This is a genomic window from Streptomyces sp. ADI95-17, from assembly GCF_003846175.1.
In the GTDB taxonomy this organism is placed as follows: domain Bacteria; phylum Actinomycetota; class Actinomycetes; order Streptomycetales; family Streptomycetaceae; genus Streptomyces; species Streptomyces sanglieri.
This window is the reverse complement of record NZ_ML123052.1, coordinates 16,252-36,475: the sequence shown is the minus strand read 5'-3', so window position 1 is coordinate 36,475 and position 20,224 is coordinate 16,252. Positions and strand designations below refer to the sequence as shown.

Annotated in this window: 18 protein-coding genes and 2 pseudogenes; 13 read left to right on the top strand and 7 right to left on the bottom strand. The window is 70.4% G+C overall.

Features of this window, described 5'->3' with window-relative positions; all coding sequences use genetic code 11:
• A pseudogene (locus EES42_RS37395) lies at positions 1 to 769 on the top strand (hypothetical protein); the annotation flags it as partial.
• Positions 770 to 877: 108 nt separating this feature from the next.
• Here EES42_RS37395 and lysS read toward each other — a convergent pair.
• Complete coding sequence (gene lysS, locus EES42_RS37390; protein WP_124722667.1) at positions 878 to 2,644, bottom strand: lysine--tRNA ligase; 1,767 nt, start codon at positions 2,642 to 2,644, stop codon at positions 878 to 880.
• A 157-nt stretch (positions 2,645 to 2,801) separates the two neighbouring features.
• Between lysS and argS the strand changes: the two genes are divergently transcribed.
• Positions 2,802 to 4,574, top strand: a complete 1,773-nt coding sequence (argS, locus tag EES42_RS37385) for an arginine--tRNA ligase (RefSeq protein WP_124722999.1) — start codon at positions 2,802 to 2,804, stop codon at positions 4,572 to 4,574.
• A 135-nt stretch (positions 4,575 to 4,709) separates the two neighbouring features.
• Here the strand turns inward: argS and EES42_RS37380 are convergent, their stop codons facing one another.
• Positions 4,710 to 5,702 carry a transcriptional regulator gene (locus tag EES42_RS37380; protein WP_323138594.1) on the bottom strand — a complete coding sequence of 331 codons (993 nt, stop codon included), beginning with the start codon at positions 5,700 to 5,702 and terminating at the stop codon, positions 4,710 to 4,712.
• Between the two features lie 309 nt (positions 5,703 to 6,011).
• Positions 6,012 to 6,209, bottom strand: a pseudogene (locus EES42_RS47740) (helix-turn-helix transcriptional regulator); the annotation flags it as partial.
• A gap of 314 nt (positions 6,210 to 6,523) precedes the next feature.
• On the opposite strand from EES42_RS47740, the gene EES42_RS37375 reads away from it, so the two are divergent.
• Positions 6,524 to 7,252 (top strand): DUF4232 domain-containing protein, encoded by a 729-nt coding sequence (locus EES42_RS37375; RefSeq protein ID WP_124722665.1) that lies wholly within the window; start codon positions 6,524 to 6,526, stop codon positions 7,250 to 7,252.
• Positions 7,253 to 7,351: 99 nt separating this feature from the next.
• Here the strand turns inward: EES42_RS37375 and EES42_RS37370 are convergent, their stop codons facing one another.
• Entirely contained in the window at positions 7,352 to 8,536 is a 1,185-nt protein-coding gene (locus tag EES42_RS37370) for a serine hydrolase domain-containing protein (RefSeq protein WP_241196850.1), read from the bottom strand.
• 503 nt (positions 8,537 to 9,039) lie between these two features.
• Between EES42_RS37370 and EES42_RS37365 the strand changes: the two genes are divergently transcribed.
• The gene (locus tag EES42_RS37365) at positions 9,040 to 9,498 is read left to right on the top strand and encodes a hypothetical protein (protein ID WP_124722663.1); all 459 of its coding nucleotides are present in this window, start codon (positions 9,040 to 9,042) and stop codon (positions 9,496 to 9,498) included.
• Positions 9,499 to 9,542: 44 nt separating this feature from the next.
• On the opposite strand, the gene EES42_RS37360 is transcribed toward EES42_RS37365, so the two are convergent.
• Positions 9,543 to 10,160, bottom strand: a complete 618-nt coding sequence (locus EES42_RS37360; RefSeq protein WP_206433789.1) for a GNAT family N-acetyltransferase — start codon at positions 10,158 to 10,160, stop codon at positions 9,543 to 9,545.
• A 123-nt stretch (positions 10,161 to 10,283) separates the two neighbouring features.
• On the opposite strand from EES42_RS37360, the gene EES42_RS37355 reads away from it, so the two are divergent.
• The 9 genes from EES42_RS37355 (at position 10,284) to EES42_RS37315 (ending at position 18,323) form a co-directional block, all read left to right on the top strand.
• Positions 10,284 to 11,087: a HEAT repeat domain-containing protein gene (locus tag EES42_RS37355; protein WP_206433788.1), complete on the top strand. Its 804-nt coding sequence runs from the start codon at positions 10,284 to 10,286 to the stop codon at positions 11,085 to 11,087.
• Positions 11,088 to 11,164: 77 nt separating this feature from the next.
• Positions 11,165 to 11,989 carry a helix-turn-helix domain-containing protein gene (locus EES42_RS37350; protein ID WP_124722661.1) on the top strand — a complete coding sequence of 275 codons (825 nt, stop codon included), beginning with the start codon at positions 11,165 to 11,167 and terminating at the stop codon, positions 11,987 to 11,989.
• Positions 11,986 to 12,237, top strand: a complete 252-nt coding sequence (locus tag EES42_RS37345) for a DUF397 domain-containing protein (RefSeq protein WP_124722660.1) — start codon at positions 11,986 to 11,988, stop codon at positions 12,235 to 12,237. The genes EES42_RS37350 and EES42_RS37345 overlap by 4 nt, the downstream gene beginning before the upstream one ends.
• Before the next feature lie 29 nt (positions 12,238 to 12,266).
• Positions 12,267 to 12,929: a maltokinase N-terminal cap-like domain-containing protein gene (locus EES42_RS37340; RefSeq protein ID WP_124722659.1), complete on the top strand. Its 663-nt coding sequence runs from the start codon at positions 12,267 to 12,269 to the stop codon at positions 12,927 to 12,929.
• 52 nt (positions 12,930 to 12,981) lie between these two features.
• Positions 12,982 to 13,773, top strand: coding sequence for a DUF4253 domain-containing protein (locus tag EES42_RS37335; RefSeq protein ID WP_124722658.1), 792 nt, complete (start codon positions 12,982 to 12,984; stop codon positions 13,771 to 13,773).
• 71 nt (positions 13,774 to 13,844) lie between these two features.
• On the top strand, positions 13,845 to 14,216 hold the full coding sequence (locus EES42_RS37330; RefSeq protein WP_124722657.1) for a hypothetical protein: 372 nt from the start codon (positions 13,845 to 13,847) through the stop codon (positions 14,214 to 14,216).
• Positions 14,217 to 14,269: 53 nt separating this feature from the next.
• Positions 14,270 to 14,743, top strand: coding sequence for a hypothetical protein (locus tag EES42_RS37325; RefSeq protein WP_124722656.1), 474 nt, complete (start codon positions 14,270 to 14,272; stop codon positions 14,741 to 14,743).
• Between the two features lie 109 nt (positions 14,744 to 14,852).
• Positions 14,853 to 16,838 (top strand): transglycosylase domain-containing protein, encoded by a 1,986-nt coding sequence (locus tag EES42_RS37320; RefSeq protein WP_124722655.1) that lies wholly within the window; start codon positions 14,853 to 14,855, stop codon positions 16,836 to 16,838.
• A 195-nt stretch (positions 16,839 to 17,033) separates the two neighbouring features.
• Positions 17,034 to 18,323, top strand: coding sequence for a choice-of-anchor A family protein (locus EES42_RS37315; protein ID WP_124722654.1), 1,290 nt, complete (start codon positions 17,034 to 17,036; stop codon positions 18,321 to 18,323).
• 117 nt (positions 18,324 to 18,440) lie between these two features.
• On the opposite strand, the gene EES42_RS37310 is transcribed toward EES42_RS37315, so the two are convergent.
• Together EES42_RS37310 and hemB are read right to left on the bottom strand one after the other, a co-directional pair.
• A complete protein-coding gene (locus EES42_RS37310; RefSeq protein ID WP_241196874.1) occupies positions 18,441 to 18,983 on the bottom strand; it encodes a hypothetical protein in 543 nt (180 codons plus the stop codon).
• A 128-nt stretch (positions 18,984 to 19,111) separates the two neighbouring features.
• Entirely contained in the window at positions 19,112 to 20,116 is a 1,005-nt protein-coding gene (gene hemB, locus EES42_RS37305; protein ID WP_206433787.1) for a porphobilinogen synthase, read from the bottom strand.
• Positions 20,117 to 20,224 lie beyond the last annotated feature (108 nt).

Genomic DNA, 20,224 nt, shown 5'->3' with positions numbered 1-20,224 from the left:
GGGCATCGAACCCGCCCTGCTGCCTCCGGCCCAGGCCCAGGTCGAACCCGGCGAGCGCCAGCCCGAGTTGCCGTACAGCCCCGAGCAGCAGTACGCCGAGCAGTACGAACCGGACCACGCCCAGCACGAACACCACCAGGCTCAACAGCAACAGCAGCAACAGAGCCCGCAACACAGCCACCCCTCCGACCCCGGCGCCGCCGAGGAGTGGCCCGAGGAGTGGCCCCAGGAAGGGCCCGGCTCGCACGAGAGCCCCTGGTTCGCGGCGCCCCAGGTCCCGGACGAGGCGTACGAGAGCGCCTACAACCCGGCATACGTCGAGGGCCTGGAGCCGACCCCGGTGATGGTCCCCACGGGCCCCGGCGGCCGCACCCGCCCCCTGGGCAGCGTGGGCACGATCGGCGCCGTCCCCGGCCCCCGTACCGCGCAGCAGCAGGACCAGGAGCAGCCCCAGCAGAACCACGAGGCCCAGGAACAGGCCCAGGAACAACTCCAGGAACAGCTCCAGCTCCAGGAGCAGCCCCAGGAGCCCGAGCCGGACCCCGCCGAGTGGGCGCAGGAGGACGCCGAGTTCGCCTCGATCGCGTACGAGGTGTTCGCCGCGTTCGTGAACCAGCACAACGACTACCCGAGCGTCGACGCCCTGGACATACACGTCACGGACGGCCACAACGTCAGGCACCCGCGCAGCGCGGCGCTGATCCGCCGCATGATGCCGGAGTTCAAGAACCGCTACCACGCCGAACTCGAAGCGGACCACATCGCCTGAGAGCCGCGGAGCCGACCACACCGCACAACCGGCAACGCGACGCCGAAGGGCCGCCACCCGATCCACCGGGTGACGGCCCTTACGTGAACAACAAACCGGAACGAACCGCTACTCGCCCAGCAGCCTGCGCACCCGGTCGGCGCCCACGGCCAGCAGCAGCGTGGGCAGCCGCGGCCCCGTGTCCCGGCTGACCAGCAGCCGGTACAGCAGCGCGAAGAACGACCGCTGCGCGACCTTCAGCTCGGGCGTCGGCTTGGCGTCCGGCTCCAGGCCCGCCAGGATCTTCGGCACGCCGTAGACGAGCGTGGTGAGCCCGTCCAGCGACCAGTGCGAGTCCAGCCCCTCCACGAGCAGCCGCAGCGACTCGCGGCCCTGCTCGTCCAGCGAACCGAGCAGCTCCTTGTCCGGCTCGTCGCGCACGATCGTGCGGGCCTCGGCCGGGACCTGGCTGGTGATCCAGTTCTCCGCGCGGTCCAGCCGCGGCCGCGCCTCGTCCAGCGAGGTCAGCGGGTTCTCCGGGTCCAGCTCGCTCAGGATGCGCAGCGTCTGCTCGTCGTGCCCGGCGGTGATGTCGACGACCGAGGCGAGCGTCCGGTACGGCAGCGGGCGCGGCGTGCTCGGCAGCTCACCGGCGGCCGTGCCGATGGCCCGCGCGTACGCGGCGGCGTCGGCCGACAGCACCGAGCCGTCGGCGACCTTGCGCGCCAGCGAGTCCCACTCGTCGTAGAGCCGCTGGATCTCCTGGTCGAAGGCGATCTTGAAGGACTGGTTGGGCTTGCGGCGCGCGTACAGCCAGCGCAGCAGCGGCGCCTCCATGATCTTCAGCGCGTCGGCCGGGGTCGGCACGCCGCCCTTGCTGGAGGACATCTTCGCCATGCCGGAGATGCCGACGAAGGCGTACATCGGGCCGATCGGCTGCACCCCGTCGAAGATCTCGCGGACGATCTGGCCGCCGACGACGAACGACGAGCCCGGCGAGGAGTGGTCCACCCCGCTCGGCTCGAAGATCACGCCCTCGTACGCCCAGCGCATCGGCCAGTCGACCTTCCAGACCAGCTTGCCTCGGTTGAACTCGCTCAGCCGCACCGTCTCGGCGAAGCCGCAGGCCGTGCAGGTGTAGTTCAGCTCGGTGCTGTCGTCGTCGTACGACGTGACGGTGGTGAGGTCCTTCTCGCAGTTGCCGCAGTAGGGCTTGTACGGGAAGTAGCCGGACGAGCCGCCGCTGCCGTCGTCCTCGCTCGCCGCGCCGGAGCCCGCCTCGGCCTCCAGCTCGGCCTCGTCGACCTTCTTCTGCTGCTGCGGCTTCTTGCCGCCCTTGGCGCCCGCGGCCGCCGGGTCCTTCTTCGTCCGGTACCGGTCGAGGACGGCGTCGATGTCGGCGCGGTGCCTCATCGCGTGCAGGATCTGCTCGCGATAGGTGCCCGCCGTGTACTGCTCGGTCTGGCTGATGCCGTCGTACTCGACACCCAGCTCGTCCAGCGCGGCGGTCATGGCGGCCTTGAAGTGCTCGGCCCAGTTCGGGTACGCGGACCCGGCCGGGGCGGGCACCGAGGTCAGCGGCTTGCCGATGTGCTCGGCCCAGGACTCGTCGATGCCCGGGACACCGTTCGGCACCTTGCGGTACCGGTCGTAGTCGTCCCACGAGATCAGGTGCCGGACGGTGTACCCCCGGCGGCGGATCTCGTCGGCGACCAGGTGCGGGGTCATGACCTCGCGGAGGTTGCCCAGGTGGATCGGGCCCGACGGGGAGAGGCCGGACGCGACGACGACCGGTTTGCCAGGCGCACGACGCTCCGATTCGGCGATGACATCGTCCGCGAAGCGGGAGACCCAGTCGGTCTCTGTGCTGCTCTGACTCTGAGCCACGGTCTGCACGTCCTTCTCTCTTGTAGGACTCGTAGGAAACACCCTTGTGGGACTCATAGGGGCACGCCCATTCTCCCAGGTCCCACCGGCAGCGCGAAAACGGCTTTACACCCCGTGGGATACTGGGCGTGATCCCTTGTACTCCTACGGAAACGGCAGCCAGCTCATGGCCTCGGTCAATTCCCTCGCTTCCACGCTCCAGCAGCAGCTCGCGGACGCCCTGACGGCAGCCCTGCCGGATGCCGGCACCGCGGACCCGCTGCTGCGACGAAGCGACCGGGCCGACTTCCAGGCCAACGGCATCCTGGCCCTCGCCAAGAAGCTCAAGGGCAACCCCCGCGAGCTCGCCTCGCAGGTCACGGCCGCGATCCCGGCGGGCGACCTGATCAAGGAGATCGAGGTCTCCGGCCCCGGCTTCCTCAACATCACGCTCACCGACAAGGCGATCACCGAGACCCTCGCCGCGCGCGCCGCGGACGACGAGGGCCGGCTCGGTGTGCCGTACAACAGCGCCGCGGGCACGACCGTCATCGACTACGCCCAGCCGAACGTGGCGAAGGAGATGCACGTCGGCCACCTGCGTTCCGCGGTGATCGGCGACGCGATGGTGCAGATCCTGGAGTTCACGGGCGAGTCCGTGGTCCGCAGGCACCACATCGGCGACTGGGGCACCCAGTTCGGCATGCTCATCCAGTACCTGACCGAGCACCCGGACGAGCTGACCCACGAGGGCAACGGCGGCGAGGTGGACGGCGAGGCCGCCATGTCCTCGCTGAACCGGCTCTACAAGGCCTCGCGCGCGCTCTTCGACTCCGACGAGGAGTTCAAGGCCCGCTCCCGGGACCGCGTCGTGGCGCTCCAGGCCGGTGACGAGGAGACGCTCGCCATGTGGCAGCGCTTCGTCGACGAGTCGAAGATCTACTTCTACTCGGTCTTCAACAAGCTCGACATGGAGATCCGGGACGCCGACATCGTCGGCGAGTCCGGTTACAACGACATGCTTGAGGAGACCTGCCGGATCCTTGAGGAGTCGGGTGTCGCCGTCCGCTCCGAGGGGGCGCTCTGCGTGTTCTTCGACGATGTGAAGGGCCCGGACGGCAACCCGGCGCCGCTGATCGTCAAGAAGTCGAACGGCGGCTACGGCTACGCGGCGACCGACCTCTCAGCGGTCCGCGACCGGGTGCAGAACCTCAAGGCGAACACCCTGCTGTACGTCGTGGACGCCCGGCAGGCCCTGCACTTCAAGATGGTCTTCGAGACCGCCCGCCGGGCCGGCTGGCTGAACGAGGACGTCAAGGCCGTGCACCTCCCCTTCGGCACGGTGCTCGGCAAGGACGGCAAGCCGTTCAAGACCCGTGAGGGCGAGACGATCCGGCTGGCCGACCTCCTGGACGAGGCGATCGACCGGGCGTCCACCGTCGTGCGCGAGAAGGCCAAGGACCTCACCGAGGACGAGATCACCGAGCGGGCCACGCAGGTCGGCATCGGCGCGGTGAAGTACGCGGACCTGTCCACGTCGGCCGCCCGCGACTACAAGTTCGACCTGGACCAGATGGTCTCGCTGACCGGCGACACCAGCGTGTACATCCAGTACGCGCACGCCCGGTCCCGCTCCATCAAGCGCAAGGCGGGCGAGCTGAAGTCCCGGCCCCACCCGGAGCTGGAGCTGGCCCCGGCCGAGCGCGCGCTGGCCCTGCACCTGGACCAGTTCGCCGAGGTCGTGGCCGAGGTCGCCGCCGCGTACGAGCCGCACAAGCTGGCCTCGTACCTCTACCAGCTGTCGTCGCTCTTCACGACGTTCTACGACCAGTGCCCGGTGCTGAAGCCCGAGGTTCCGGGCGATGTGGCCGAGAACCGCCTCTTCCTCTCGGACCTCACCGCCCGCACCCTGCACCAGGGCATGGAGCTGCTCGGCATCCGGACCCCCGAGCGCCTCTGACCCCCGAGCGCCTCCGACCGGGACTCCGGTCGGTCGTCCGTACGGATTCCGTACGCACCGGCCCGGTGGCCGTGACCACGAGGGACGCCAGGGTCTTTCGTTTGGATCAGCCCGGCATGATCCGAACGAGAGGCCCTAGTCCCACTCCTTGGGCACCCACTGGGCCGTGTCGTACTGGTACATGTACTTGGGCCGCGCCTGGATGCTGCTGGTACGGAAGGGCTTCCCGCCGTCGTCGATGCGCAGCATCCCCGTCCGGCCGCCGCTGCTCCACTCCAGGTCCAGGTACCAGCTGACGTCGTGCCCTTCGACGTGGACCGTGAGGTCGAACACCTCCACGTCGTTGGAGGACACCTTGAACGGGAAGTCCTTCGGCGGCACCCGTGTATCCCCCTGCTGCCCCGCCACCGGGGTGAGGTTCGGCCGGCTGTCGTCGAGGTCGACGTCGAAGGACTGCGGAGTGACACCGCTCCCGCAGCCCTCGCCCATCGAGTACGCCGACCACGCCAGCGGCGCCTTCCGGGACAGCGTCCGCACATGCAGTCCGTTCAGCACGACGGGCAGCGCCGACTTCCCCTGCACGGTGACTTCGAGCTGCATGCTGCCGCCGTCCACCCCGCCGAGCGCCTTGGCCCAGCCCCGGGTGCCCTGCGGCGAGGGCGGCGGAGGGACGTCCTCCGGCTTCTGGTCCAGTACGTAGTGCTGGCCGCAGGGCTCTTCCCAGTTGTACGAGCTGATCGTGGCGCTCAGCGGCACGCCCCCGCTCTGCTGCCCACCCGACCCGGCTCCCGTGCCGCGCCTCCCGGACGTGGCGGAGGCGCCGCCGGACGGCGGGGACGAGACGGTCGCCGAGCCGGACGGTACGGGCTTGCCCGACTTCTTCGTCCCGCTGGGCGAGGCGGTGACGCTCGGGTCGAGGCCGGACCGGGCGCGCGCGTCGTCGTCCGGGCCCTTCGCGTCCACGGCGGGGAGGTTGCTGAGATCGTCCTTGCCCGTGCCCGACAGATTGCTGACGACGATCGAGGTCGGCACGGTCAGCGCGACGACGGCGACGGCCGCGAGCAGCACCCGCGTCCGTGCGGAGGCCAGGAACCGCCGGGGCCGGCTCGGCCCACCGGCCAGAATCATGGGTTCGGACTCGGGTTCGGACTCGGCTCGGGACTCGGGTCGGGACTCGGATCGGGACTCGGATCGGGATTCGGGCTCATGCTCGGACTCGGGTTCGGGCGTGCTCCCGGACGCGTCGCCACCGGCCCCGGCCCCGGCTTCGGCCCCAAAAACCCCATCCCGCACCGGCTCTTCAGAAGCAGGAACAGGAACAGGAACAGGAGCAGGAGCAGGAGCAGCCGCAGTCATGGGAGCAGCCGCAGGAGCAGCCTGGGCAGGGCGTCGCCGCGCCGCATCCGCCACGATCCACCGCCGGTGCAGCTCCACCAGCTCTTCCGGAGTCGCCGCACACAACCGCGCCAGCCGCTCCACCGGGGCGTACTCGTTCGGCACCGCGTCACCGTTGCAGTACCGGTGCAGCGTCGACGTGCTGACGTGCAGTCTCCCGGCGAGCACCCCGTAACTGCGTCCCGAACGTTCCTTCAGTTCCTTCAGCAGAGCCGCGAATTCCCCGGCCTCCGGCGTCACCACTGCGGCGTTCCCCCTCCTGGTCCGTCCCGGAACGCCGTTCCAGGGACGTGGAATCTGCCCAGGTCACAGTACGCGCAGCCATTCCAGCATCCCCAATGGGCTGTTCGGCGTTGCGGCCGGAATCCGTCGCCCCGCAATCTGTGAACACACCGCAGCGACCACCGGGACAACGCAGTGCGAATCCACTTCCGCATCGAGCCCATCGATGCCGTGGCCATCGGAGTGGTGATCGTGTCCACCGCGATCGTCATGGTCCTGATCTGCCACAACTGACCGAACACCATCACCAGCACACGGGGAGTACCAGCACCATGCGCAAGCACATCCGCACCACCGCCCTCGCCGCGACCGCCCTCCTGGCCGCCCTCTCGCTCACCGCCTGCGGCGGCGACGAGAACGGCAACGACGGCAAGTCCGGCGCGGCGGCTCCGGCAGCGAGCAGCACCGCCAACCCCGACACGGGCAAGGCCGCCGAGGACGCGAAGGAGACCGGCGGCGGCAAGGCCGACGCGCCCGCCGAGAACGTCTCCACCGCGGCCAAGGGCTCCACAGGCCGGAGCGGCAGCGGCAGCGGCAGCGGGAAGAGCAGCTCCGGCGCCACCGGGGGCGGCAGCAAGTCCCCCGTCACCTGCACCGGCTCGAACACCAAGGTCACCGTCACCAAGGTGAGCCGCCCCATCAACCACCTGCTGCTCACCGCGACCAACACCGGTTCCGCCACCTGCTACGCCTACCACGCTCCGGCGCTCCGGTTCGACGACGCCCAGGCCGCCTTCCCGGTCCTCCGCGACAGCATCCCGCAGGCCGTGGTCACCCTTGAGCCGGGCCAGTCCGCCTACGCCTCGATCGGGCTGTCCGGTGAGCCCGACGGACAGGAACTGCACAAGGGCACCCACCTCGCGGTGTACTTCACCGGCAAGGCCAACCAGGGCTCCACGGGCGCCGCGGCCGAGCTGACGCTCCCCGCCGGCACGTCCTGGGGCGACAACGGCTTCGTCACCTACTGGCAGAGCGAAATGGACGACGCCCTCACGTACTGATCCTCCGGTGTCCGGCCTCGGCGAAGGCGGCGAGCCCGGTAGCCGTACCGCGCCGTACCGCGCCGGACCACGTTGCCGCCCCACCCCACCGCGGGCACGCTACCGGTGGGCGGAGGGGCGGCCCGCGGAGAGCGCCGTCCGGATGACCGCCTCGATGTCATCGCTCTGGGCGTCCGAGCCTCCCGGGCCGAGATTGACCATGACCGTCACCCGCCTGCCGTCGACCGTGGCACCGGCCATCGTCTCGTACCCCAGGAAGTCACCGGCGTGCCCCCAGTAGAGGCCGCCGCCGGGAAGCGGCCTGCTCTCCAGGCCGAGGCCGTACGCGCGGCCGTCCTCGCTGCCGGTGCACCGGGTCGTCATCATTTCCCGGAGCTCGGCCGGGCGCAGCAGGTCGCCCCGGAGGAGGGCGCCCAGGAACCGGTTGAGGTCGGTGCCGCTGGAGATCAACCCGCCGGCCGCGCCGCCGACGGACGGGTCGACCTTCGTGATGTCCAGGAGCGGCGCGTCCTTACCGGGCCGCGCGTACCCGCGCGGGTGCGGGCCGGGGATCGCCGAGGCGCGCGGCACGTACGTCTCGTGCAGGTGCAGTGGTTTGATGATGCGCTCGCGGACCTCCTCGGCGTACGTGTTGCCGGTCACCTTCTCGATGATCAGGCCGGCGAGCAGGTAGTTCGTGTTGGAGTAGTCCCAACCGGTGCCCGGTTCGAAGACCCTGGGGTGCTTGAGCGCCAGGGCCACGAGGTCGCGGGGGTCATAGCGGACCAGCGGGTTCGCGACGACTTCCTGCGGCTTGAGGTGGTCGAGGAAATCGGGCAGGCCGCTGGTGTGCTGGAGCAGCTGACGGACGGTGATCTCCCGTCCGTCGTTGCCGTGTCCGCGGACGACGCCGGGCAGGTAGCGCTCCACCGGAGCGTCGAGGCGGACGCGATGCTCTCCCACCAGTTGGAGCACGGTCGTCGCCGTGAACATCTTGGTCATGCTGCCGATCCGGAACCTGCTGTCGCGATGAACCGGCGCGTTGCTCTCCACGTCCGCGACACCACTGGTCAGCACCGTGCTGCCGCGCCGGTCCCGCACCTCGGCGAGGGCCCCGGGCGCGCCGTCGACGGTGGTCAGCCGCTGGAGGACCTCCTGCAACCGGGCGCGGTCGGTGGCGGACCCGTGGCCCGCGGACACCGCGGCGGTGGTCGTGGCGGCGGCGCTCCCCGGAAGCACGGCTCCCCCGACGCCGAGCGCCACGGCGAGTGTGAGTGCACCGACCAGCGCGCGCTTGTGCTTCATCACGTGTACGTCCTCAGTCCTCGACGTCCCGGCTGCGGAACGGTGCATGACGATCTCTCACACCCCGCTGCCCTGTGCCCCCTACGGTGCCCGCCGGGTGCGGGCCGGCACGATGGGGCGATCATCCGGATCGATGGTCGGGCTGTCCCCCTCTCCGTGAACACCACGAAGCGAGACCGGCACTCCGGCAACTCGCGTTCCCGGAAGGGCAGTCGATCGTAGAATCGGAGATCGAGCCCGAGGGGGGAACCGTAATCCGTCGCACGGAGAGCAGTTCCTCGCCGAGGGCGAGTGCGCGGCCGCCGGGCCGGGCCGGAAGGACGGCGCCACTCACAAGGTCACGAAGATCCTTGAGGACGCGATCGTGGGCGGCTTCGACGACCCGTGCGACGGCGAGGCGGACGCCATGTTCACCGAGAACTCGCTGATCGACGACGACCCGGTGCACAGCGACCGCCTCCTCTGCGCCGACAAGCTCTAGAGCCGTACGGGAGAGGGCTGCCATGTCCGAGGCGAGCGACCGGGTCCGCCCCGGCGGACCGACCAGGCTCAAGTCGCTGGCCTCCATCGCCGCCGCCGCTCTCCTGGCCGCCCTCCTGCCGGTCCTGGTCGCCCTGTGGGCCGGAGACGGCGCCCGGAAACTGATCACCGGCGAGTCCGCCACCGTCCGCAGCGTCACGCAGTGCGTGGAAGGCGGCCCGCAGCTGCCGCCCTCGCACTGCTACGGGACGTGGGCGTTCGCGGACGGCCGCACCACCTCCGGCGAGATCACCGGCGCCGAGGTGTCCGCCGGTGACACGGTCTTCGCGGGTGCCGGCTGGGCGTACGACTCCACGTCGCCGCTCCACTGGCAGGTCTGGACCCCGGTCACGGTCTTCGGCGCCGGAGCCGCCGTCCTGGCCGTCTCCTGGCTGAACCATCGCAGGACCCACGGTCGTTCCGCCCCGGCCCAGGACGGGTGACCGGCGCCGGAGTCAGCGCCGGTCGGTCATTCCGTACGAGGGTCTCAGACGCCGTCCGGCGTACGGGGAGCACGCCGCATGGCCCACAGCTTCGGTCCGCCGCCCGGCAGTTCCGCCTCGCCGAGCACGGTGAAGCCGAAGTGCTCGTAGAAGGGCAGGTTGTCCGGCTTGGAGGACTCCAGGTAGACCGGCAGGCCCGCCGCGTCGGCCTTGGCCAGGCCCGAGCGCAGCAGTGCCGCCCCGTGTCCCTGCCCGCGGGCGGCCGGGTCCGCGCCGACCACCGCCAGATACCAGTGCGGCTCCTTCGGCCCGTGCTCGGCCGCCGCCGCGACGGCCGAACGGAACAGCTCGGCCCGGTCGCCGAGGATGTTCTCCAGCTCCTGGACGGTCTCCGCGTCGGGAACGGCCTTCTCCTGCCCTTCCGGCGACACCCAGAAGGCGGCCGCCGCGTCGGTGCGCTCGCACACACCGTGCCGGACGTACTGCCGGGCGAAGATCGTGCCGAAGTAGCGGGCCATCCCCTCCTCGCGAGAGGCCTCCTCGGGGAAGAACCAGCGCATCATCGGGTCGTCGTCGAAAGCACTGGCCAGCATGCGGCCGATCTGCTCAGCATCGTCGACCGTTGCCGTTTTCGGGGTGTTCGTTATCGACATACGGCTCATTCTGCACTCTTGATGATCAACGACGAACGGCGGGCGGCCCGTTAGCCGATCCAGGTCTCCACGGACTCGGCGCTGTACACGGGCGCCCGGCCGGCCGCACACCCACTCGTTAGCATCGTCCGCATGGCAATGTTCGTGCACCTGACACCCGCGGCGAACGCCCCACGCGTCCGCCGCTCCGGAATACGGGCCATCAGCCACGGTCGCGACGACTCACTGCCACGGGGCCTCTACTGCTTCCCCGTCCTCCCCTCGTACACCCTCACCCACCAGTGGCTGCGCGAACTGTCCCGGCGCAGCGGCCCGCGCGGACTCGTCGCCGTGCACATCCGCCTGCCGGACGACGAACCCGTCACCCTGGGCCGCTACCACCGCGACCCCGCGACCGTCACGGCCGCCGAAGCCGTACGCCGGGTCGCCGCCCTGCCCGACCCGCGCGGCTGGGAGGTGTTCGTCCCCCGGGCGGTCACCAGGCGCGAGGTGCACCGCATCCGCGCGGTCAGCCAGGTCACCGGCTGGCGGTACTTCCCCGACTCGAACGGCAAGGTGCCCTGCACCTGCTTCGGCTGCCGGGTACGCGGCGAGTACGGATCGCAGCGCCTGCGGCAACGCCGGCCGCACCCGCTCGACGGCCCTCCCCCCGCCTCCGCGGTCCTCGTGCGCCGGATCGCCGCGGCGGGCAGCCCCGGCGACCCCGAACAGCTCATCCAGATCCTCCACTGGTTCGGGATGCGCCGACGCGGACCGGTCGACCAACTGGCCCACCTCGCGGACCACCCGGACCCGAAGGTCCGCAGGGCGCTCGTATGGGCCGTCGAGAACTGGTCGTCCCGCGGCACGACGGAACTCCTCCACCGCCTCGCCCAGGACCCGGACGCGACGGTCCGGGAAGCCGTCGAACAGGCCGCGCCCGAACCCCGGTCCTGACCCCTGCGCACCCGTACAGATTTCTTGTACGGGTCGTACGCGCGTGACGCGAGCACGCAGGTGGAAGTTCGCTCCGTATGCACCCCGGAAAGCGGAAGCGCAAGAACGCGTCGGCAATGAAACTCGTGGGCAAACTGGTCGCCCTCTTCCGCAGAGCGGCCGGCCTGACCCAGTCCCAACTCGCGCTCCTGGTAGGCCACCAGGTCGAGACGATCGCCTCCATCGAGCAGGGCCGACGAGCCCTACTGCCCGACCTCGCCGCCAAGTTGGACGACCGGCTGGACACCAAGGGCGCGTTGGAGGAGGCAGTGGCGCAGCTGCCGGAGATCGACCTGATCCCGGCGTGGGCGGAGGAGTACTTGAACCTGGAGCGGGAGGCCCTGGCGCTGTGCTTCTTCGCAAACCAGGTCCTGCCCGGCCTGCTCCAGACCGAGAACTACGCACGTGCCGTGTTCGACAGCCGAGTCCCCACGTTCAGCAGGGAGGAGATCGACACACACGTCGGCACACGACTGGAGCGCCAGGAGATCTTGCGCCGCGAAGTGCCACCAACCACCAGCTTCGTCATCTCCGAGGCCATTGTCAGAGACAGGCTCGGGGGCGATGAGGTGTACCGGGAAACCCTGCGCCATCTTCGGTACTGCGCCGACCTGCCAGGTATCTCCCTCCAGATCATGCCGCTGGGACGAACGACCCACGCGGGGCTCGACGGGCCGTTCATCCTGCTGGAAACGCCGGACTATCAACGCGTCGCGTACACCGAAACTCAGCGCGGCAGCCAGCTCATCTCCAACCCGGACGAGATCAGCATCCTCGCCCAGAGATATGCGATGCTGCGGACGCAGGCTCTCAACACCGAGGAAACGAAGAGCCTGTTGGACCGGCTGCTAGGAGAGTTATGAGCACCGCACGAGAGTGGTTCAAGTCCAGCTACAGCGGCAGCGAAGGTGGAGCCTGCCTCGAAGTCGCCTACGACTGGCAGAAATCAAGCTACAGCGGCAGCGATGGCGGCGAATGCGTCGAGATCGCCGCCCACCCCACCGCAATCCACATCCGCGACTCCAAGAACCCCGACGGCCCCATGCTCACCGTCGCCCCCACCACCTGGACGGCCTTCGCCGGTTTCGCCGCCGACCGGCGACTCGCCTGAACCCACGTCCCCGGGAGGAACACACCGCCATGGCTGTCATCCACCGCACCACCCTGACGCCCACCAAGCTGGAACTCCTCACCGCCTGGCTGCCCGCACAGCCCTGGTACCGCGGCACGGGGCAGCAGCCCGAGCCGGCCCGGACCGGTGGATTCCGCCTGGACGACCCGAAGGGCGAGGTGGGCATCGAGTTCATGGTGGTCACCGACACGTCGGGGGACCAACCGGTCACGTACCAGGTGCCGTTCAGCTATCGCGGCGCACCGCTCGCGGGCGCCGACGACGCACTCATCGGCACGACCGAGCACGGCGTGCTGGGGAAGCGCTGGGTGTACGACGGGGCGCATGACCCGGTCGTCGTGGCCCAGCTGTTCGCGCTCGTCGCCGGTGAGGCCGAGCCGCAGATGCAGAGCACGAGCGACACCCCGGACCCGTCCGTCACCGCCCGGCTCGACGCATCGGGCAGCACGGCGGAGGTCGCCTCCTTCACCGCCACCAACAGCCCGGACGGCACGGACATCCTGGTCACGACGGCACCCGACGGACGCGAACTCACTCTCCACGTCCACCGCGTGCTCCGGCCCGGGCAGAACGCCGACGGCCAGGCGCTCGGCCACGTCATGGCGCCCGCGCCACTGCCCGACGGCACCACGGCGCCCACCGAGTTCGTCGTCGTTCACGCACACCCGTAGCCGAGCCGGAGCGCCGGGCGGGTTGTCAGTGGCCGCGCCTAGAGTCGTAGGCATGGCGACGCTCCCGAACCCGCTCCCGTCCCTGGCCACTTCAGGGCTCCAACTCCCGCCCGGCACGCTGGTGGACACCACGATCGACGGCACCTGGCACGAGCCGCTGCTCTGGTGCGCCGACGAGCCCGCGTCCCACGGCACCTGGCGCACACTGCGCGCGGCCGGGCGGGCGGTCGGCCTGCTTCCCGTACTGATCGACGGCGGGCGGCGCGACGAGCGGCCCGAGGACTGGGACCTGACCCCGGACAGCACGTCGTACCCCGGCGACCACGACGCCGAGGAAGTACTCAGCGAGTACTGGGAGGACTGCGCGCCCGAGGAGCTCGACGCCGCCGAGGCCGAGTGGCCGGGCCTGGCACCCGTCCCGGCCGCCGAGGGCCAGGACGCCCCCGACGACCTGGCGGCCGCGATCGCCGAGGAGTGCGTCGGCCCGGACGGCTGGTACCCCGGCTCTCGGGTGGCCCTCGTCCCGGCCCGGCGCAGCGCTGACATACCGGCGGCGATCGGCTGGTCGGGCCCGCTCAACTTCGAGGAGGACACGGCCCGGCTCTGTGCCGTGCTCCGCTCCTGGGAGGACCGCTTCGGCATACGGGTCGTGGTGCTGGGCTTCGACACCCTGATGGTCTCGGTGGGCCGCCCGCCCACCACCCTCCCGGAGGCCCGTGCGGTCGCCGCCGAGCACTTCGCGTTCTGCCCGGACAACATCGAGCAGAACCCGCCGTACGACCTGGACGTCTACGCCGAGAAGATGGTGCTGAACCAGGAGACCTGGTCCTTCTGGTGGGACTGACCCGAACGAACCGGAGGCCCTAGGTACGGCAACTCATGTGCCGCACCGGGGCACCCGGTTGAATCGCACCCATGCCCGACAACGTCACGGACGACGCCCCCGACAGCACCGACGACCCCGGCAGTGCCCGGCACACCTGGATCGCCTCGCTGATCTCCACGGTCGTCACGCTCCCGCTCGCGTTCTTCGCCCTGGTGTACAGCATGCTTTCGCCGATGGCCTGCGACTCCTGCTCGGAGGCGGATGCCCATCGCTTCGACGCGAGTTTCGGTCCGGCCTGGACGGTCTCCTGCTGCGGCCTGCTGCTGTCCCTGGTCATCCTGGTGGCGAGCTGGGTGTGCACCAGGCGCAGACCGCCGGCCGCGATCGGCCTCGCCGTTGCCGCACCCGCCACCGTGTTCTTCACCTGGGTCGCCTTCATGACCCTGATCAACTGGCCCTGATCAGCTGGCTCTGATCAACTGGACCTGAGCCTTCGAACGGAGGAACACCGTCCATGAACCCCGAGCCGGCCCCTGACGACACCACCCGCGCCTCCCCCTCCGCCGCCGACCGCCTCGCCCGCCTCGCCCGCCTCGTCGAGGAGTTCCGCGCCCTGCCGGCCGACAGCGACAGGAAACGCGAGATCATCGCCGAACTGGACGACAACGCGGCCGCGCAGCCGTTCCTCGTCTCGGTGGTCGCCGACGCGGGCGAGTACGACCTCGCCCGCACCGAGGCCGCCACGGTCCTGCGCCTGTGGCCCCCGGCCGACCCCGGCCTGCGCCACCGCGCGGGCAGGGCCCTGCTGGCGGCGCTGAACGACCCCGAGGAGGATCTGGTGCGCCAGTACGCGGCGATGGCGCTCGGCCCGTACGCCTCGGACGACCCGGCGGTCGCCGAGGCCCTGATCGCCGCCGGAGGGCCCGAAGAGGACCCCCTCGTCCAGGCCTGCGCGAGATCCGCCCTGGAAGAGGCGGGCCTCGCCTGAGCACACCGCACACCCGGACGGACTTCGAGACAACCCGATCGCAATCCGGAACGTCCTCTCTCACAAGCCCCGCGCCACCGGTACGGGACGGTGAACGAGGAGCTGGAGCATGGCCCGAAGCCCCATCCGCCCCATACGCGCGACTCGCGCGACCCGCGCGATCCGCCATCGCAGACTCGGCATCGACTACCCCCGCCGGGGGCGGCGTACTTGGCGCCGCTGGATCCCTTCGTGGCGGCAGGTGCTGAGCGGGGTCATGCTCGGAGCCGTCACACTGGCCGGCCTGTTCGCCGTGGTGTACGCGTCCGTCGACATCCCGAACGAGAACGACGAGGCGCGCAGGCAGGGCACCGTCTACTACTGGGCGGACGGCAGCCAGTTGGTGAGCGTGGGCGCGGTCAACCGGCAGAACGTCACGCTCGCCGACATACCCGATTCGGTGGAGAACGCGGTCATCGCCGCCGAGAACGAGACCTTCTACTCCGACCCGGGGGTATCGGCGACGGGCATCGCCCGCGCGGCCGTGAGCATCGTCAAGGGCGGTGAGACCCAGGGCGGCTCCACCATCACCCAGCAGTACGTGAAGAACACCTATCTCAGCCAGGAGCAGTCGGCCACCCGGAAGTTCAAGGAATTCTTCATCTCGCTGAAGCTGAACAACAAGCAGGGCAAGAAGGAGATCCTCCAGGGGTATCTGAACACCAGCTGGTTCGGCCGCGGCGCCTACGGCATCCAGGCAGCGGCGAACGCGTACTACGGAATCCCCGCGAAGGACCTCGACCCCGGTCAGGCGGCGCTGCTCGCCTCCCTGCTCAAGGGGGCGGAGCAGTACGACCCCGCGGGCGGCAAGGGCAACCACGAACGCGCCGTCGACCGCTGGAAGTGGATCCTCGACCGGCAGGTGGAGACCGGGACGATGACGAAGGCCGAACGGGCCTCGTACCAGAAGTTCCCCGAGCCGAAGCCGGCCGCGAAGCCGACCAGCCTCGGCGGCCAGACCGGCTATCTCGTCGACATCGCCAACAAGTACATCAAGAAGCGTTCGGGCCTCACCGACAAGGACCTCTTCCGGGGCGGCTACCGGGTGCACACCACCTTCGACAAGGCCAGGGTGGGGCAGTTGGAGCGGGCCGTGCGCGGTGTGCGCAAGCGCGACCTCGACCCGAAGAAGCGCTCCGAGGACAAGTACGTCGAGGTCGGCGCCGCATCCGTGCGGGCCGACGGGGCCGTGGTCGCGGTGTACGGAGGAGCCGACGCGATCACCCACTTCGCCAACAACGCCGACACCGCGGGCGTCCCCGTCGGTTCGGCCTTCAAGCCCTTCGTGCTGGCCGCGGCCCTTCAGCACGGCGACGGGATCACCCTGGACAGCGGCTACGACAGTGCGGGGCGTCTGATCAAGGGCGGCCCGTACACGGCGCTCCCCACCCCGTCGGATGCCGGTCCCGGCCGGGCGATGGTCACGACGCCGACGCCCCTGCGCGATGCGCTGATCAAGTCGTCCAACACCACCTTCACGCTGCTCGGCAAGGACATCGGGCTGAAGAAGGTGGAGGAACTGGCGGTGTCGGCCGGGCTGCACAAGGAGAGCCTGGCCCGTCTGGACAAGTCCTTCCCCCTCGGCACGTCCACACCGAGCGCGGTCAGGATGGCGGACGCGTACACCGCCTTCAGCAACGAAGGCATGAGGGCCGACCCCTACTCGGTGACCGGGATGACCCGGGACGGCGAGAAGGTCGAGGGCTTCGGGAAGCCCGAGCCGCGGCGCGCGATGGACGCCGCGGTGGCCGATGACGTGAACAACACCCTGGGGATGCTGGCCTGGACGCGGCTGGGCCAGGACGGGAAGCTCGGCACGTTCGCCAGGATCAAGGCTGCCGACAACCTCTCGGCGGGCGCGACCGGCGAGGACGACCGGATGAAGTCGGCCTGGTTCATCGGCCACGCCGACGGGCTGACCACGGCCGTCACGATGTTCCGCAACAAGCCGGGCACCCCTCAACTGCTGGGAATGCAGGGGGTGGGCGGGCCCGATTCGGGACGCGGCAATGTCTTCCCGCTCCGGATCTGGAACGCCTACGTCACGGGGAAGTAGGCCCACGGACCAGGTGCCGACAACGACGTGGCTCCCCCAAGAACTGACGGGGGCACAGGACCGGAACCGGCAACCGGCAACCGGACAAGGCAGCACTCTGCGCATTGGTCTTGACCAATATCCTATTGTGTGAAGAACTTGGCCGAAGCCGCCACGGAATCTTTACAAGCACCTCCGCTGGAGAGACACGCCCCCATGCGCATATCCGCAACCGCCGCCGCCGCGTCCGCAGTGCTCGGCGGAGCCCTCGTCCTCGGCCTGACGGCCGTCCCGGCCGCACAGGCCGCACAGGCCGCACCCGCCGCCGATGCCGCGGCCTGCACCACCGACGCCTTCGGAATCGCCGGAAAGTACGGCGAGTTCGTCCTCGGTGACGACGTCCACACCCCCGACGCGGAAGGCGCGGTGGCCGTAGGTGGCAACGCCGACTTCCGCGGCGGCTTCAGTGCCGCCAACGAACTGACGGCTGCGGAGGTCGACGCCCTTCCCGGCCGGGCGTCCCTCGTCGTCCGCGGCGACCTGCTCAACGGCAGCTCCGTCACCGCCGTGATGAAGGGCAACGCGGTCGTCGGCGGCAAGGTCAGCGACCGCGCCCTCGAAATGCACTCCGGCACCTTCAGCAAGAACGCCGGACTGATCGACTTCGACGCCGAGTTCGGCAAGCTCCGGTCCTACTCCGCCGCGCTGGCGAAGGAACCCGCGACCGGCGGCACCGAAGTGAAGCTGAGCGGCGGCAAGCTCACCCTGGAGGGCGGGAACACCACCCGCAACATCTTCGAGGTGACGGCCGAACAGCTCGAAGGCGCCAAGGACATCTACCTCAAGGTCCCCGCCGGCGCCACCGCGATCGTCAACGTCAGCGGCACGACGTACGACATGGCCAAGGCCGGCACCACCGGCTTCTTCCTCTCCGGCGGCCAGGACTACGTACTGGACGACAAGCTCCAGAGCGCCTCCGACGGCAAGGTCCGCGCCCGCCTGCTGTGGAACTTCCCCGACGCCACCGCGGTCACCAAGAGCAGCCAGGCCGCCTGGCCCGGCAGCGTGCTGGCCCCCAAGGCACACCTGGAGCTGGGCACCGGCGCCCCCGTCAACGGCTCGGTCTGGGTCGCCTCGCTGCACGGCTCGGGCGGCGCGGAGACACACCACTTCCCGTTCACCGGCTGCCTCCCGGAGACCGGCGAGACCCCGCCCCCGGCCACCCCGACCCCGGGCAACACCCCAGGCACCACGCCGCCGGTGACCGGCACGCCCTCCACCCCGGCGAGCACCCCGCCGGCGAGCGGCACCCCGTCCGGCAGCCCGTCCGGGTCCTCGCCGGCCACCCCGGCCCCGTCGCAGAGCACGACGCCCGGCGGCAAGGACGGCGACCTGGCCTCGACCGGCAGCAGCGGCACGATCCCGCTGGCCATCGGCACCGTCGTGGTGCTCGCCGCGGGCGCCGGCCTGACCGTGGCGGCCCGCCGCCGCTCCAAGCGGGCCTGACGGACAAAGTGTTCAGGGCCTGTCCGTCCCCGGCCGGGGACGGACAGGCCCTGAACAACGGCGAACGGCCCGATCAGCCGAGCAGGCACAAGGCGCTCGGCCTGGCAGGCGTACGGCTCAGCCGGGCAGGCCCTCGGGCGCCCCCGCCCACTCCCGCAGCAGCCTCTCCCGCTCCGCGCCCCGAGGCGTCGTGCCCCCGGACGCACGGCCCCACTCCGACATCGCGGCCAGCGTCGTCGACATCGTCGCGGCGCCCTCCGTGAGGCGGGCCAGGAGAGCACGGGAGAGGTCGATCTCGGTCTGCGGGTAGCCGTTGGCCGCGGCGACGTACGCCGTCGGCTCGTACGTACCACCGGACGACTCCACTCGCACCGTCATCAGCGCCGAGGCCTCGTCCACCCGGCCCGGCCCCATGGGCAGAACCAGGTTCACCACCAGGCCCACAGCCACGTCCTTGACCGCGCCGACCTGCCGCTTCAAGGACTTCACGGGAAGATCCGTCACCGTGAGGGCCCGTACGTCCTCCCACAGACAGAGGCCGGACTGCCCGTCCCCCAGGGCCACCACGCCCTCGGGCGTCAGGCGCACCCCGGGCCCCGAACCGGACGGCTTCGCGCCCACGTACACGTCGCCCTCGGCGATCCAGAACAGGCCCACCATGGCCACGACTTGCTCATTTCTCCCGATGACGGCACACCGTCACGCCCAACGCCGAACACCGAACACCGAACGCCAAACACGGAACACCGAACGCCGAACGCCGAGCGATCAGGGCCCCGCGCCCGCCCCTACGCCTGGGACCGCCGCAGCCGCTGCGCGACCTCCGTCGCCCAGTACGTCAGAATCATCTGCGCCCCGGCCCGGCGGATGCCGGTCAGGCTCTCCATGATCGCCGCGTCCCGGTCGATCCAGCCCTTCTCGGCGGCGGCCTCGATCATCGCGTACTCACCGCTGATCTGGTACGCCGCGACCGGCACGTCCACCGAGTCGGCGACCTTCGCGAGGATGTCCAGGTACGGACCGGCCGGCTTCACCATGACCATGTCGGCGCCCTCTTCGAGGTCGAGCGCCAGCTCGCGCATCGACTCGCGGGTGTTCGCCGGGTCCTGCTGGTACGTCCGGCGGTCGCCCTTGAGCGAGGAGCCAACCGCCTCGCGGAACGGCCCGTAGAACGCCGAGGCGTACTTCACGGTGTAGGCGAGGATCGAGACGTCCTCGTGGCCCGTCTGGTCGAGCGCGTCGCGGATGACACCGACCTGGCCGTCCATCATGCCGCTGGGGCCCACCACATGGGCGCCCGCGTCGGCCTGGACCTGGGCCATCTCGGCGTACCGCTCCAGCGTCGCGTCGTTGTCGACCCGGCCGTCCTCGGTCAGCACACCGCAGTGGCCGTGGTCGGTGTACTCGTCCAGGCACAGGTCGGACATGACGACGAGATCGTCACCGACCTCCGCGCGCACCGCGCGCAGCCCGGCCTGGAGGATGCCGTCCGGGTCGGTGCCCGCCGTGCCCCGGCCGTCCTTCTTCTCGTCCGCGGGAACGCCGAAGAGCATGATCCCGGAGACCCCGGCCGACACCGCCTCGACGGCGGCCTTCCGCAGGGTGTCCAGGGTGTGCTGCTGCACGCCGGGCATGGTCGAGATGGCGACCGGGGCGTCGATGCCCTCGCGCACGAACGCGGGCAGGATCAGATTCGCCGCATCGAGCCGTGTCTCGGCGACCATCCGCCGCATCGTCGGGGTCGTCCGCAGCCGCCGGGGGCGGGAGCCGGGGAAGTTTCCGTACACAGTCATCCTTCGAGATTAGACCCGCACACATCACCGTCTTACCGACACCCGTGCCGGGAAAGCCCGCCCTCCGGGGGTACGGGGCGGGCCGGGCCGAACGGGAGCCGCGCCCCG